This window comes from Agrobacterium sp. CFBP2214, from assembly GCF_030209895.1.
GTDB lineage: Bacteria > Pseudomonadota > Alphaproteobacteria > Rhizobiales > Rhizobiaceae > Agrobacterium > Agrobacterium radiobacter.
The window spans coordinates 1-14911 of sequence record NZ_JARVRC010000032.1 but is presented as its reverse complement, the minus strand read 5'-3'; the positions used below and the strand labels follow the sequence as shown (position 1 = coordinate 14911).

At 56.3% G+C, this 14911-nt stretch carries 14 protein-coding genes and 1 pseudogene; 7 read left to right on the top strand and 8 right to left on the bottom strand.

From position 1 onward, the window contains the following. The 4 genes from QRN60_RS26460 to QRN60_RS26445 all read left to right on the top strand — a co-directional run. Positions 1–143: integrase core domain-containing protein (locus QRN60_RS26460; protein WP_284767302.1), on the top strand; the 143-nt coding region annotated here is incomplete at its 5' end. 733 nt (positions 144–876) lie between these two features. Further along, positions 877–1698, top strand: a complete 822-nt coding sequence (locus tag QRN60_RS26455; protein ID WP_111785449.1) for a transporter — start codon at positions 877–879, stop codon at positions 1696–1698. A gap of 201 nt (positions 1699–1899) precedes the next feature. Further along, on the top strand, positions 1900–3048 hold the full coding sequence (locus QRN60_RS26450) for an alpha/beta hydrolase (protein WP_111785454.1): 1149 nt from the start codon (positions 1900–1902) through the stop codon (positions 3046–3048). A 129-nt stretch (positions 3049–3177) separates the two neighbouring features. Further along, positions 3178–3555, top strand: a complete 378-nt coding sequence (locus QRN60_RS26445; protein WP_207909221.1) for a YcgJ family protein — start codon at positions 3178–3180, stop codon at positions 3553–3555. Between the two features lie 69 nt (positions 3556–3624). Here QRN60_RS26445 and QRN60_RS26440 read toward each other — a convergent pair whose 3' ends face one another. The 8 genes from QRN60_RS26440 to QRN60_RS26405 all read right to left on the bottom strand — a co-directional run bounded on the left by QRN60_RS26440 (position 3625) and on the right by QRN60_RS26405 (position 12054). Beyond that, the gene (locus QRN60_RS26440) at positions 3625–4851 is read right to left on the bottom strand and encodes a hypothetical protein (protein ID WP_236760364.1); all 1227 of its coding nucleotides are present in this window, start codon (positions 4849–4851) and stop codon (positions 3625–3627) included. 141 nt (positions 4852–4992) lie between these two features. After that, positions 4993–5787 (bottom strand): DUF481 domain-containing protein, encoded by a 795-nt coding sequence (locus QRN60_RS26435; RefSeq protein ID WP_111785450.1) that lies wholly within the window; start codon positions 5785–5787, stop codon positions 4993–4995. A gap of 54 nt (positions 5788–5841) precedes the next feature. Beyond that, positions 5842–6669, bottom strand: a complete 828-nt coding sequence (locus tag QRN60_RS26430) for an acid phosphatase (RefSeq protein ID WP_111785451.1) — start codon at positions 6667–6669, stop codon at positions 5842–5844. A gap of 237 nt (positions 6670–6906) precedes the next feature. After that, positions 6907–7593, bottom strand: coding sequence for a Crp/Fnr family transcriptional regulator (locus QRN60_RS26425; protein ID WP_207909220.1), 687 nt, complete (start codon positions 7591–7593; stop codon positions 6907–6909). 41 nt (positions 7594–7634) lie between these two features. Then, positions 7635–8669 carry a DUF1254 domain-containing protein gene (locus tag QRN60_RS26420; protein ID WP_207909219.1) on the bottom strand — a complete coding sequence of 345 codons (1035 nt, stop codon included), beginning with the start codon at positions 8667–8669 and terminating at the stop codon, positions 7635–7637. Positions 8670–9011: 342 nt separating this feature from the next. Further along, positions 9012–10013 (bottom strand): helix-turn-helix transcriptional regulator, encoded by a 1002-nt coding sequence (locus tag QRN60_RS26415; RefSeq protein ID WP_236760363.1) that lies wholly within the window; start codon positions 10011–10013, stop codon positions 9012–9014. A 444-nt stretch (positions 10014–10457) separates the two neighbouring features. After that, positions 10458–11780, bottom strand: a complete 1323-nt coding sequence (locus QRN60_RS26410; RefSeq protein WP_111793169.1) for a type II toxin-antitoxin system HipA family toxin — start codon at positions 11778–11780, stop codon at positions 10458–10460. Further along, positions 11770–12054, bottom strand: a complete 285-nt coding sequence (locus QRN60_RS26405) for a helix-turn-helix transcriptional regulator (protein ID WP_020811813.1) — start codon at positions 12052–12054, stop codon at positions 11770–11772. Before QRN60_RS26405 ends, QRN60_RS26410 begins: the two co-directional genes overlap by 11 nt. Before the next feature lie 522 nt (positions 12055–12576). On the opposite strand from QRN60_RS26405, the pseudogene QRN60_RS26400 reads away from it, so the two are divergent. From QRN60_RS26400 to QRN60_RS26390, 3 genes and pseudogenes are all read left to right on the top strand, one after another. Further along, positions 12577–13419, top strand: a pseudogene (locus QRN60_RS26400) (OB-fold nucleic acid binding domain-containing protein); the annotation flags it as partial. 546 nt (positions 13420–13965) lie between these two features. After that, entirely contained in the window at positions 13966–14325 is a 360-nt protein-coding gene (locus tag QRN60_RS26395) for a hypothetical protein (protein WP_209823602.1), read from the top strand. A gap of 76 nt (positions 14326–14401) precedes the next feature. Further along, the gene (locus tag QRN60_RS26390) at positions 14402–14872 is read left to right on the top strand and encodes a hypothetical protein (protein WP_284767298.1); all 471 of its coding nucleotides are present in this window, start codon (positions 14402–14404) and stop codon (positions 14870–14872) included. Positions 14873–14911 lie beyond the last annotated feature (39 nt).

The window sequence follows — 14911 nt, the reverse complement described above, 5'->3', positions numbered from 1 at the left end:
ACTGGTTCATGACCCTTGACGACGCGCGGGCAAAGATGGAGGATTGGCGTAGAGAATATAACGAGTTCCGGCCACACAGCGCGATAGGCAACAAAGTGCCGATTTCGCTTATGAACAGCTCATCGGCACCCCCGCCGAACTGAGCCAAAACCCCGGAAAATTCCAGCTCCCGCTGGCCCAAATTCGGGGAGCACCTCACAAAACCGCTGGAGCGAACTCAAAACTGGATAAAACTTGGGGGCAAGGTCAGTGACCGAGAACGAGGATTTCTACGTCTCTAAGAGTTCGGACGAGATCGACGCGGAACAGCAGCGGGGTCGTAGGTTCGACTCCGCTCAAGGCGATGAAACGGCTATTTCAATCTAAGCTCGTTGCGTCCAAGCGGCCGACTCACTTGATGAGGTCCAAGCCTCCAGGGCGGTCCGTTCTGCGCATCCACATTTGCTCCCGCGTGTCGGGCTCCCCCTGAATTGTTTCGGAATGTGCAATAAACGTAAGCGGCAAGCAGACCCCATCTGGCAGGCTAATGGCGATCAGGTTATGGCATTAGGCATTTGATTTGAACTCGCTCGTCAAAAGTGCCGCTGAAATTCTTCGATGCTCTTCCACGCATTAATGGATTTTTTCAGCAGAGCCTCATTATCTATCCTCAAATGTCCGATTTGACCCAATTCGTTGCTCGAAAGCTATGTATCAACTTTTGGCGAGAGAAAAAGGAGCGTGGGGTACCGGGGTATAGGGGAGCTCGCCGCAGAACCTTCAAGCCATAACACCATCCGGACGCTAATTTTGGCGGTTGGTTCCCAGCTTTTTTTCATCACCATTGCACTGTCCACCCGTTCACAGATGGAGGATTGTATATTGAGGAGCTATTGCATGCTGCAGAAGATCTACCGATTAGGTGCGTTCTCGGTCGTTGCGCTGGTTGGCCAAGCCATTGGTCTGGCTGATGCCGCAATGGCACAGGAAGCGGATGCCGATCTTGCGAAAAAGCTCAGCAATCCCGTTGCGTCGCTGATCAGCGTGCCGTTCCAATTCAACTACGATCGGGGCTTCGGACCGAACCGTGGCGACCGGAAGACGCTCGATATCCAGCCCGTCATTCCATTTGCGCTGAACGAGGACTGGAATTTGATTTCCCGTACCATCGTTCCTGTCACCTGGCAGCATGACATCGCCGGTTCCTCCGGCAACCAGTTCGGCCTTGGAGATATCTCGCAAAGCTTCTTTATCTCCCCGACGCAGCCGACCTCCGGCGGGATTATCTGGGGAGCGGGACCCGTCTTCCTCCTTCCCACGGCGACCGACGATCTGCTCGGAGGCGGCAAGTTCGGGCTCGGGCCGACTGCTGTCGTCCTGAAGCAGGAAGGACCATGGACGGTTGGCGCATTGGGAAACCATATCTGGTCCGTTGCGGGCAAGGGAGACAAGCCCGACATCAACGCGACCTATTTGCAGCCCTTCATCTCCTACAGAACATCGGATGCCTGGACATTCACGCTCAATACCGAGAGCACCTACGACTGGAAGGCGGATCAGTGGGCCGTGCCGATCAATTTCCAGGTGTCGAAGCTTGTGAAGTTCGGTGAGCAGCCGGTGAGCCTTTCCGCAGGCGCGCGTTATTGGGCTGCCGCGCCGGAGAACGGGCCGCACGGTTGGGGTGCCCGTGTCGGGCTGTCGCTCCTGTTTCCGAATTAGATGACGCTCAGTTCTCTTTCGCCTTCCGGTGTCACCGGGTTCGACCGGTGGTGCCGCTGCGCGATCGGGTATTTGAGGAAGAAATTCGTGGGAAAAAATAGTATCGTTCAGCCGTCGTCGGCACGGTCGAACTGGCCTCGGCGGCTTCTTGTATTTTCAACGCTCGCAGCGCTTTGTGCCTGCGCCGGCAATCCGAAGGATGTGCTGACGCCAGTGGCGGATACGTCCCCGAGCTCCCCTAAGGTCGATATGCTGATTGCCACGATGCGCAGTCGATCTTCGGTGCCCGGAGAGATGTTCACGGGGGAGCGTGCGCTCGCCCCGGCTTTCGCCAATCTCACCGTGTCGATCCCACCGGGCAAGGTCCGTAAGGAAGGTGAGGTAGAATGGCCAAAGCGGCTACCCGCCAATCCGGCAACCGATTTTGCAACGTTGAAAGCCAACTATCTCGACGCTGGCGACGCAAGGCGGTGGCTGAGCGCGTCGGTCCGCAAGAACCCCGATCGCAGCGTTCTGGTCTTCATTCACGGTTTCAACAACCGCTTTGAGGACTCTGTCTATCGCTTCGCGCAGATCGTGTATGATTCCGGCGTCCACAGTACGCCTGTCCTGGCAACATGGCCGTCGCGTGGGAGCCTGCTTGCCTATGGGTACGACCGCGAAAGCACGAACTACACCCGCAATGCGCTGGAGACGCTGTTTCAGTATCTCGCAAAGGATACCGAGGTGAAGGAGGTTTCCGTACTAGCGCATTCCATGGGCAATTCTTTGGCGCTGGAATCGTTACGCCAGATGGCAATCAGAAACGGTCGTCTTCCTGCCAAGTTTAAGAACGTCATGCTGGCGGCTCCCGATGTCGATGTCGACGTCTTCCGGCAGCAGATCGCCGACATGGGAAAACAGCGTCCCCAATTCACCTTGTTCGTGTCTCGCGATGATAAGGCACTGGCTGTGTCGCGTCGGGTTTGGGGCGGCGTTTCCAGGCTCGGCGCCATCGATCCCGAGGCGGCGCCATACAAGAAGGAACTCGAAGACAACAAGATTACCGTGATAGACCTCACCACGATCAAATCCGGTGACAGCCTGAACCATGGCAAGTTTGCGGAGGCGCCGCAGATCGTTCAGCTTATCGGACAACGCATTTCCGAAGGTCAGACGCTGACCGACAGCCGGATCGGACTTGGTGACCGGATACTGGCCGCCACGACGGAAACCGCCGCAGCCGCTGGAAACGTCGCTGGCCTGGTCCTTGCGGCCCCCGTTGCCGTGCTCGATCGGAACACGCGCAACAATTACGCCAAACACCTGGATGACCTCGGAGGTGCAAGCAGCAATGGGACGAAACGGTGACCCAGTCCTGCCTTGCCGTCTGGCATCCCCATGTTTGGCCAGCCTTCTGCAACGATGGAGATGGCGGCTCGTGCCAGCTTGTAGTGGCGGCAGCACGGCCCGAAGCCGACGGAAACGCGCAATCGCGCAATGAAGATATTGGATGGCTTTAGGATGCGCAGACTTCGACCCGAAATAGTGGCGGCGATCGTTATCGTAACTGCGATACCGGCTGTTGCTGGCACAACCAAAAGCGTGAGGTCGCCTCAACGTGGCGTGCTGTGCGATCAGTATATGTGCGTCGATGCGAGTGGCGTCTCCAGGACACTAACGGGAAAGTTCCTGGGCGTCACGGCAGCCATGAAACTGTTCGCCCAGGGTGATTTCAGGACGACGCAATTTACTTTTGCGAATGGTGTTTTCTGCGATACGCAGGAAAGAGCTTGTCATACGGACAGATATTTCGACCGCAATGGCAAGCGAAGCCCCATAGATATCAAAATGACAGATATTCTGTTCAAAGATTAACCGGTCGGGTTGTAACCTGTCCGCATTCCGGCCGTTGCGCTCCTGTTTCCTCGTGAGGGATCATTTCCCTCACAGAAGGAGCAATTTCTTTACGACGGACAGGACCTCCTTAAATGGCAGTTTCGTAGCAGCCACCGCGGCAAAAGGAATGAGCGCGGCGGCGGCGACCGGGATCACCACGGCCCTGTTGACCAGGATGGTCGAGAGCTTGCGGGTCGTCTCATATTGCTTGCCAGGATCGGCCAGTTCCGGTTCAGGCTCGGGGGTGGCGTCTGAAAAGACGTTCCGGCCAATGACCTTTCGTTCCGCGGCCCGACAAAATCTAGTTGCCTGAGCATCCAGCAACGACAGGCTCTGTTCCTTCAACCGAAGAAGGGGAGGGGTGAAGGCAGATAAGGGATAGGCGAAGAAACTGATGACGATCGCAAGCCAGCCGCTCATGATCATGCTGAGCGTCGTCGCGGATAGACCCTCCTCGAGAAAGTGGCTCTTTGCGACAGCCGCAGCGATTGCGCAGCTCATCCCGAAGACGAAAATGGCATAGGCGTTCGGATATTGCGCGAGGAAGGCCAATCCCCCCTTGCCATCAGGATGGGTCGCAACCAGGCGAAGATCGAGCTTTGCAATGTTGCGAAGCATGCGGGCCCATAAGAGATGCCTCCATGCGCCCCTTAGAAACAGAAAGACAAACAGGGGAAGGCTGAAGCAGATGGACCACCAGCCGGCGGCCGAAACCCTATTGCCTTCGGGAAAATACGTGACCGCCCATGATGATGCTTCCGTTGCGTGAAAATTGGCGTAGGAAAGAACCGAGGCGAAAACCGCCAGCATCAGGCAAGTGAACTCCGCCCCGCGAGAATCGCGCTGGCGAAGCGCCGAGGCTACAATGGCCGCGGCCGCCGGAATTGACGTCGGGGCGACAACGGGCGCGAGCACGAGTTGAGACAGCTTCGCCTTCAAGCCATTTTCGACCTGCTGCTCGGCCAGTATAAAAGCGCCGATCCCGATGAAAAATTTCGCAAATACGCCGAGATCAACAAGGTAAGCTCCCTGGCCGTGTTCCAGGGAGAAATTACCTGGCACGGCAAGCAGAAAAGGCATTCCCCAAGCCAAGGCTACGAACAACGTCGCGCGAGATCCCACCTGAAGGGCGTTCTGCCGAAGCAATTGCAGTTGCTTTTGCAGTTCAAAGAAGGGTCCGCCTTGAGATGCGAGAAACTCGTTGAGGATGGGATCACGCGCGGAATGATCTTCCTTGTTCATGTTCTCCGGGGCTGGAGCAATCGTGTCGTTCATTTGAAATCCGTTTTTTTATTCAGGATTCTCGAGGCTTTGGCCGCGTTCGGCGATGAGATGTTGTCGCGGCACGATGATCAAAAGAAGATCAGGATGAGGATCGCGTGGGACAAGCCCGCGCAACCGCACTCCGAAATCTGCCTAGAAATGATAGGCAAGCCCTAGGATCGGGCCTTGCTGAACGACATCGTAAACGAAGCCGTCATGGCTGTAGTCAACTCCAAGTGCTCTGTATCCTGCCACCGCAGACAGATTTTGCTGAATGCGGTAACCGAAAGCGGCGGTCACATCCCAGTCAAGCTTGGCCTGGCCGCCGCCGACAAGGGCCCAGCCTGTCAGATAGAGATTGTCGGTGAGGAAATATTGCCCGCGTATTCCCGCTACGGCGTCAACCCAGAAAGCATTGTCGCTCTTGCTTTTGCCATCGAGCAGGCCGCCTGAGATAGAGATTTCGGTGCTCGCGTACCAGACACGTGCACCCGCGACGAGGTCAAGGCGGCCCTTGTCATCCTCGAATACGCTGTAGCCGCCACCGAAAAAGCCTGAGAACGTTTGAGATGTGACGTCGACACTACTCTTGCTCAAAAATCCGACGGGCGAGTTCCCGTCTTGAGAAATCTTTGTATACATGACGTCACTAAAAAGGCTGTATCGGTCATACCGCGCCTCGGCTACGCCCATGAAGGAAAAGTCGAGATCGTTGAGAATGCTGCTAAAATCGGATTTCAACCTCGTTGGCGTGAGCCCGAATTGGCCGACCTTGCCATCTATTCCCGCAGCCCAGAAGTATGGGCTCACGCTGAAATGCCATTGATCGGGTTCCGTGGAGTTGCTCTCCAGCCGAGGACTGACCGGCAGCATATCTCCCGCATGGGCCGAGCTATACTTCCCGTACAATGCGCATAATGCAATCGACGTCGCGACAAAAAGCTTCATGATGCCCCCGGCAAATTATTCCTGTAGAAAGACTGAGAAGTCGGGCCACCAGGTCTATTGGGCCAGCAAGGCCGCATTTTCCGCTGCACAGCTTGGTCTGGAGGAAGAACCGTTGGCTTTCGCCGCCTGCACTTCCTTGCGAGCGGCTTCAACGTCGGAGAGGAACTCCGCATTGCTATGGAGCCTGGCCACGGTTGCTGCACCCATGATGCGGCCCGCATCGACATCGCTTTGCCAATGCGCATTGCAAATCACGCGGCTCTGGCCGAATTCGAGACCGCGTTTGAGCAGGGCGTCAGTTTTCTCGGGATCAACTTCGCTGAGCACCAGAGCCCATGCCCATCCTGCAGCTGTATGTCCTGACGGGTAGGAGCCGTCGGTCCTCAATACCGGTTCCTGAACGGGATAGCAGGTCCCTTCGTTATGAACCACGAAGGGACGGGTGCGGTTGTAGGTGTTCTTGACGCCATAGGTCGACAGGCCGGCATCAGTCAGGGTCTTTTGCATCAGACGATAAAGATGCGGAGTGTTTTTTTCATCGATGTCGATACCCATCGCGCAAGAGAAGCTCTTGGCCGGCTGCGGAAATTCGAGATCGGCGTCGAGACGCGCAAGCACCCAGCGCGATTTGCCTCGCAGCGGCAGGGTTGCAGTTCTTGCATCTTCGTCACGGGCAAGCGCGCCGCTTCCTTCTGCCGGTGGTGCTCCGAGCAGTCTCAGACTATCCGGCAGTTCCGCTTGCTTGAGATAGCCCGGAGCCAACTGGAAATGCGGATCGGTAACCCCGGGCGAAATCGCATCTTCTGCGTCAGCCAGACCTGTGCCTTGACCCGCAAATGCGATGACCGAGAACACAGCCAACCGGTGGATTTTCGACAGCATGCAATGACTCCTCAATACTTAGTCTCCGGACGGCGAAGAAATGAACGGCGCACGGCAAGCAGGTCACAGACCTCGTGCTTCCGCGCCGGATTCGCAGCCTCTGTTTCTCGCGTGAAAGTTACAGGGCTTTCGCACGGTGGATTGTGTCAAGTCGGACAATCGGGGATGGAAAAGTGGCGCATCCGATACCCAACCGCTTCCAATATTGTGTGATGGCAGCCCGTTGGCTGGGGCAGGTCAATCTTCCAGGTCCTGTTCAGCGTATCGTCGCAAAGCCGAAGGATTTGTGACCGTTATGGAACGATAGCCGATCTCAACCCAACCCGCGTCCACGAAGTGCTGGATTGTGCTGTTGACCTGCTTGCGGGATGTGTTCGTCATCACGCCAAGATTCTCCTGTGAAACCGAAATTGCCTCATCCGGTGCCCACGAGGTGCGATGCAGGACCGAAGCAATTCTGGCGCTGACATTCCTTTTCTGTAGGTCATAGACGATCCTGACCAGCTTATCGGATGACAGGATCGAGATGGCCCCGAACGCGCGAATGATGTTCGGATCAGATGCGGCCATCTGTTCCATGGTTTCCAGGGGGACGTGCATTGCCCAGACTTCACTCTGCGCACATAGCTCGATCCGTCGTGGCTCACCCGTCATGAAGGAGTCTTCACCGGTCCATCCCCCAGGCACGGCGATGTGGACAAGGCGTGGCGTCGAGTCGAGAGGTGCCGTGTTTATGACAACCGTCCCCGCGACATGCCCATAGATGCCTCCCGGCGAATCTCCGGGACGGAAGATGACCTGACCGGCTTCGTATTTCTGAAGCAACGCATTCTGAAACAAACGCGTCCTGAAGGCTTCAGGCATTTGAGCCAGCCAACCATTCTGGCTCAATATGCGTTCCGCTTCCGCTCGCGACATGCGCATTGTTTTCGATCCTCGTGCTCTTCCACGTTTACCGATGAGGCTCAGTTTAAGAGCTTGGCCTCGGGAAACGTCCATTTGCCGCTGACGATGGATTGGTCAGGACGATAGAGCCGGACGGTGTAGTTCCAACCCTCAACGATCGGCAGGCAGTTTGGAATTTTGCCGTCGCAGCCGCCGAACTGGACGTTTACCGAGCCGTTGGCATTTTTCTTCGCGGTGATATCGTTGATCGAATAGGCATCGTAGGCGTTTTTCTCGAAGAAGCCCTCTGCATTATAGACACTGATCGACCAGAATTCTTTCACGGGCACAGTCTTCGGCACGTGGAGAGTATAGACCGTCTTGCCGTCGTTTTTCTCGGGCGTGAAGCTTGGATACATGGCGTGCTTGTCCGGAATGCCACCCCAGCCAGCGGCTGTTCCAGTCAGGTGCTTGACCGGATCGACCTCGTTGCGGCCCCCAAAAGAGCCGCTGAACGATGTCTGGTGTTTTACGAGTGCGAGCAGCGCATTACGAATCTCTGTGAGGTCCTTTTCATCCCAGTTCGGAAGGTCAAGCTGCCCTTTTTCCTTCTGGTCCACCTTGATGGCATCCTGAAGCTTGTGGACTTCCTCGATATCCTTCGGGTCGTTGGGGTTAACCAGAGTCCGGACCGCTACGAAGACATATCGGGTGCCGACCGTTTTCTGGGTCAGCGTTACCGGTTTCGTTCCGTAGGCGACGATTGGCAGGTAGTGATCCTGATCAACGACCATCATCGACATATAACGCGCACCTGCGTCCGGCAGCGTGAGGGTTACCGGCCCGGCGGCAAGATCAAAAACAGCAAACGAATAAAGCGTATCCCGGTTCATGCGGATAACGGTTTGCTTGTCGATCGGTACGGGCTCCCGAGAATGCTGGAACTTGCCCAGTCCGCCTACGTCCTTTGCATTGGCCGCGAGGTAATGGTCGGTCTCGGCGCGGATGAAGTTGTCGACGGTGACCGGCACTTTGCCGTTTGGTGTCTCGGCAAATGCAACGCCGGTCAACGCAACCGACGCAAAAGCAAGACTGATTCCAACTGAGCGGAGCATTGAATACCTCTTCATTCAATTTGACTTACGACGTAAGGCCATTCCACGAGGCGTGGCACCGGCCAACTCAAATGCCATCCAGCCGATCTTCGTGTGGGCGGCAGACAAATTCTAAGCGTGCGTCGGGTCTAACCATGGGCAGACCGACCGTCTTGCCATTTCGTGCCAATTGTTATCCGGCGTGCGGATTTCTTCCCGCCGGGAGAAAGGGCGCAGACCGTTCATTGCGCCCAGTCGCCTGCGGTGTCATCGTCAGGGTTAGAGAGGCCGACATACCGCGCGCTTCGCTTCTACCGGTTCTTTCATCATGAAGGCGAGGGGAATTCCCGGCGCGAAACGCACTTATCCCAGTCGCGATTGCTCGCGGAACTGTCGCGGCGTAACGCCTGCAATTCTGCGAAATGCGCGGCTGAAGTGCGCCGGGTCGGCATAACCGGCGGCAAATGCAACATCGATAATCTTGGAATCACTGTCGCGCAAAAGCGTGCTCGCGCTCTCGAACCTGATGGTGTCGAGTATATCTGAATATGTCAGATCGACATGCGAGAGTTTGCGCTGAAAGGTTCGTGTGCTGACGCCCGCCATCTCCGCCACCTCGGCTAGCGTCGGCACCCCTTGGTCGAGATAGGACGGCAACATCATTTTGAGGATTTCGACGATGTCATAGCCCGAAGGGCCATCCTCGTGATCATGCGGTGGCGGATTTGAGGCGACTGAACGGTTGGAGAGACCAAGGCACGAGATCGGTACGCTGATCCAGGCGGCGTGCTGATCGGAGAGGAAGCGCACATTCGGCCATAAGGATTGCGTCTCCGCACCCGGCGTGTAGCGAGCTTGAAAGGCGATCGTCGCCGGTATCCAATTGGGACCTGTGAATTGCCGAACGATGTAGATGGAGAAAATATTCTGAAGCCATTGCGAATGTTCCAGATGCAGGAGCCCATTTGTTCTGGCGAGCCTGCTGCAGACACGCACATGATCGCTATCCCATTCCATCCACATGTTCAGGATCGTATCTTCTCGCGATGCCCAGTTGCAGGCGTGGCGCAGCGCGACGAGCAGTGTCGGAGAGTGCGCGATCAGCGCCCGGGTTTTTTCATTTAGATGGGAAAAATGAAGCCGCTTGCTGGCCAGGAAGCCGAAATCCGTAATGCCCTGGCTGCGCTGGGCAGTCTCCACAAAGCGGATCGTCGGCAATAGTGGGATATAAAGATTGCTTTTTGTTTCCAGAAACGATGGAAGCCGAAATTTCCCCAGAAGCGAATTTGTGGGCGCACCGATTTCATCAAGAATGCCCAGGAAAGGAAGTAGAAACTGGCTGCGGGTTACGGGGATGTTGGCCATGACATCTCGTCGCGATCATGTGGTGTTGTGTTCAATACGCACAATTCAGCGGCGACCGCTACTAGTTAAACGGCTCCGCTGCAAAAAATTGGATTGGTTAGAAAGGGGCGGTTTTCGTGGTCGTCAAGCGGTCTGACCTTCGAAAATCTTGGTGAGCAAGGCGACCGCTTCATCAGTACGCTCGATCCACTGCCGAAAGCTCGTTCGACGATACTGACCTGCCTCTGAATCTTTATCCAACGGCTCTAATCGCCGTTGGATAAAGATTCAGAGGCAGGTCAAGCTTTCAGCCTTTCTGGGAGAAGCGATCGAGGGCACGAGGCTGATCGTTGATGAGTGCCGAAACCTGACCGGCCCTGGGCAGACGACAACGTGAGGCGCGGCCGGCTGCTCCTGGGTACATTTCTTATGAATGCACGATCGTGAAGGTTCTGTGTGCCCGTGTCAGGCATCTCCGCTTGCGATCAGCGTCTCCCGTGTGGTGCCGTATGCATCCTGCAGAGCCCTGTGGCCTTCAAGCCCCTCAAGAGCGTAGCTGTTGAGGAACTGGCGTCCGGCGAACAGCTTGCGGTCTACGGGGCTGAGCTCTGCCTCGTCGCAGACCTCCTGCCAGTGTGCGGCGATGATCGTGATCTGGTCTTCTATCAGCTTGGCGGCTTCGGCCTCTTTCAGGTGATAGTCGGCGGCGGCGGCAAGCAGAGTGGCGAGCGTGCTGGCGCGCCCCTCGCCCTTGATGAGCATGGCCTGGGTGGCTTCGTTGCCGGTACGGCCCTGTGGGCAGATGTCGTAGGCTGGCGTCAGCGTGAGCATCCTGCCATCCCAGAAAGCGGCATGATTGCGGGCATGGTCGTCGGTGTTGCCGCACAGCACGTTGAAGCAGATCCGTCCGTAGAGTTCTTTGAGCGTGTCCTTAGGGTTAGTGAAGCGGTGGCGGATTAGCTCAGCCAGATCCTCGTAGGAGGCGTAGCGGGCCATCATCTCATCAAGCCCGAGCATGGTCAACGCCGACACCATCGCCTGCCGCGTCCAGCCATTGTCTGTACGGGTGCGGTCGAAGCGCTCGATCAGCAGTACATCCTTGTGTGCGGCACGGGTCATCGACACCGGGGCCGCATTCAGTCCGCAAGCACCTGCCAGCTTCATCGCGACGAACTCGGCCTTCACGACGCTGTAGGTGTCGTTGGTCGCCGAGAATTTGGCGATGAATTTCCTGGTGCCGTCTTCGATGAGCGCTTTCGGGCGCGCGCCGCCGATGGAGGTGCCGTGATTGAGGGCCTGGTCGAGTGCCGGAGTCAGCGGCACACCTTTCTCGACAAGGGCGGCAGCTTCCATGAGTTCATCAAGAGAGGCCTGTGCGGCAAGGCGGGGGACATATTCCGTTGCCGATGCCTGAAAATCGAGGGCGCCAATCCGGTCGGAGCCCGATTGGAGCAGGAAGGTAAGCTCGCTGATCTCGGGTACGCCGGCAGCGTCGGGCTTCCTGCCCGTCAGCCTGTTGATGATGACCCGGCGGCCCCAGACGTCGGGCGAACCGTCACGAATGCAGCTCGCCATCGGCAGACCGTTGATGGGGGCGATGACGCCTTCCTTGAGCGGCAGCTCCGGATCATAGATGGAAATGGAATTCTCACGGCGGCGGTAGCTGGCGCCGTAGGTGAAAAGCAGGCGCTCGCCATCCTGGTCGAGACGGCCAGCCACTACCGGTTCAGTGGCCCCGGGCAGCCACATCCAGACAAAAGCTTCCGTAGCGTCCGTCTTAGAAATCATCATCGACCTCCTTCACGCTTTGACGGACGCTCTTGGGCAGCAGGGCCAGTTTTTCGTCAAGGTGGTTATTGTGCATCTGGAGAGTGCGCTCGTCGTAATCGAAGAGGCGCACGCCCACGATGGATGCGACTTCAAAGACGATGCCGATTTCGGGGCCTGGTGCGCCTTTTTCGATACTGGATAGGGTCGTGCGGCTGATGCCGGCGCGGTCGGACAGTTCCTGCGCGGTCAGCCTGCGCTCGGTGCGGCCGACGCGGATGAGCTTGCCAAGCATGGCGAGCGCCTGGTGCGTTACGCGGGAGTAGCTTCTTTGACGGGGCATAGCTATACCATTTCGTTCGTTTAAGTGGACGTGCTGTGACTTTGCGTCCAGAAATTTGTACATTTTGCCACAGTTCTTGAGATAGGTCTAGATTTGTTCATTTAATTGGTCACAAATGCGTTTTGCGTCCAAATTTCTGCACATATGACATGGGGACCGCTGGCGGTGAGCTGCAACAGGATCAAGTCCCTGCGAATGGAAGACCTGTCAAGGGAGAATGGCAGCCCCGTTAACCATTATTTTTGGTTGAAGATGCCGCCGGACTACTTGTTGCACGAGGTGTGCCGCTGTAGTTTTACCGCGTCCTGCTAGTTAGAAGAACAATGGATAGCTATCTCGAAATCGCGCAAAAGGTCCTGAGAGTTTCGCGCCGTCCCATGACGGCGAAGGGTATCCTTTCGGTGTGACCGCCAATGATAGTTTCAATCTGATCAACGTGCCGTGCTCCGGGTCGGGACTGGTAAGATTGATGATCTGAACAGCCCGTTCGCCTCGGTGGATGACATGTGGCGCCGGTCCAGTGTTCCGACCGAGGCGCTTGTTCAGCGGGCGGAGGCCGATGCTTTCTTGCCAGCGCTAAGGCTCGAACGGCGCGATGCGCTCTGGGCGATCAAGGCTTTGCGCGACGAGCCCTTGCCCTTGTTTGCCGCCGCGGCCGAACGCGAGGCAACGGCGATTGCGGAGCAGCGGGAGCCGGAGGTAGCGCTTCGGCAAATGACCGACGGCCATAACGTCATCGAAGACTACAGCCATACCGGGCTGACGTTGAGACAACATCCGATCGCTTTCCTGCGCGAGGACCTTTCGGCACGCAACATTATCACCTGTGCAGAGGCAATGAATGCTCGCGATGGGCAGTGGGTTTACACGGCGGGCTTGGTGCTCGTGCGGCAGAAGCCCGGATCGGCCAAGGGCGTCATGTTTATCACCATCGAGGACGAGACAGGACCGGCCAACATCGTCGTATGGCCGACCCTGTTTGAGAAGCGCCGACGGGTGGTGCCGGGCTCCTCGGTGATGGCGATCAACGGCGGTATTCAGCGGGAAGGGGAGGTCGTGCATCTCGTGGCACAACAGCTGTTCGATCTCTCCGGTGACCTCGTCGGGCTGGCTGATCGGGATACGGAGTTCAAGCTGCCGTCCGGGCGAGGCGATGAGTTTGCGCATGGAGGCGGCGGGCCGGATTCACGCGACAGGCCGAAGCCGGTCGTCCCGCGGGACATGTTCATTCCGTTATGCCGAACTCGGCATAAAGGGATTTATCCCGAGCCCGATACTATGCCGAGCCCGTTCCCTAAAGCCCGAGATTTCCGGTAATCCAGGATTGAAAGCTCGGCATAATTCGAACGCGTTGGAAGACCGGGTTCGGGCCAAACCGGACTTCGAATATCATTTGACGGAGTTGACAGCCGCGAAACGGCTTTCCTACGACAGAGCAAGTGCAAAACCTGCCTGGCATCCATTTGGAGCCGTGCATCCTTGAGCCATCGACCTGGCAGGTCGCATTCGAATGCTTCCTGATCGGATTATCAGGACTAATGAAAAAAACTTTGTCGACGAAGTAAGCTCGTTAAAACCGCTGCAAAGCGAATGGATTTGAACTGAGGAATATCGGTAGGGATGAGAATCGTGAAGAAAGCTGTCAGCTTAGCCGTCTATTTTGCTTTGACTGTATCATGGTCATCAAGCCAGGCGAAGGAGCCGTAATTCTCGACTCGTTTAATTATATCCGTTGATGAGCCGCTGAATAAAGAAGGTGGGGCGGTAATCATATCTGGTCGTCAGGTTTCTGATGATGAATGGCGCGCCCTAGCTGCAGATTCGGGACCTGGGGACGCTCGCGAAAAGGCGTTCCATATAAGCGTGTCGTCGCCTGCCTCTATCGTGGATTTTGTTTACCCTGAGAGCGGAACCTACAGTTTTAAGTTTCAATCTCCTTCTGGCAGCAACGCCCCGCCCCTTAAAACTCGGGAGGTTTTAACTGGCAGTGCTGAGGTAGCCGATCCGGAAACCAAAAAGCAGGTGAAATGGCCCTCGATGAGCGTCATTTATGTTGAAGGTGCCACCTATAATGAGGGATGGGCGCGGATATTCGCTTCCACTTTCGATCTGGCTTTCAATAGCGAGGATAAAGCTGCCGTTTCTATCGAGCGTTTCTCTGCGGGCCGTGTTTTATCGTTGTCCCGGAGCGCGATTGAAACCTTTGTGAGGGATTCCAAATGAGCCAGTTACTTGTAGTGGTGAGGTCATTTCGTCTCAATAAAAATATTGGTCCGGGTGGTATTGTCTTCCACGGCGATTGGAGAGGATTATCGTAATTTTAGACTTCATTGGAAAAGATTGCGCGCTGGATCATCAGGCCATCCGAAACAGGAATTTCGCGGCGAGGATTTACCCCGAATTTCCAAGCGAGGAGGAAATCGCTCTCGTCGCCGCGCGTATCGGTAGTAACGAGATTGATTTCGCTGCTTACGAGTTCGGTCAGCCTCCGCGCCATTTTGCACCGCAACCGGTCGGGTTGGTGCTTGATGCACTGTTTGAAAATTCGCCTTATGGCCTTCTGATCCATTTTTCAGGTCATGATCTCTGGATCTGGGCGCCGGAGGATCACGAATACCTCGTTGTCTTTGGTGATACCAATCTGGTCCGGGCGATAGAACGAAGTGACATATTCTCATACAGCTTTGCTGAATATCTGGGCAGTGGTGTTATGTCGCAAGCGACAGTCACGCATCTTCGCGGCGTAGCATCGAACTATACGATCGGGTAATAGCGGGCGAGCCCACTGAGGGCGGATCATGGATGTGCT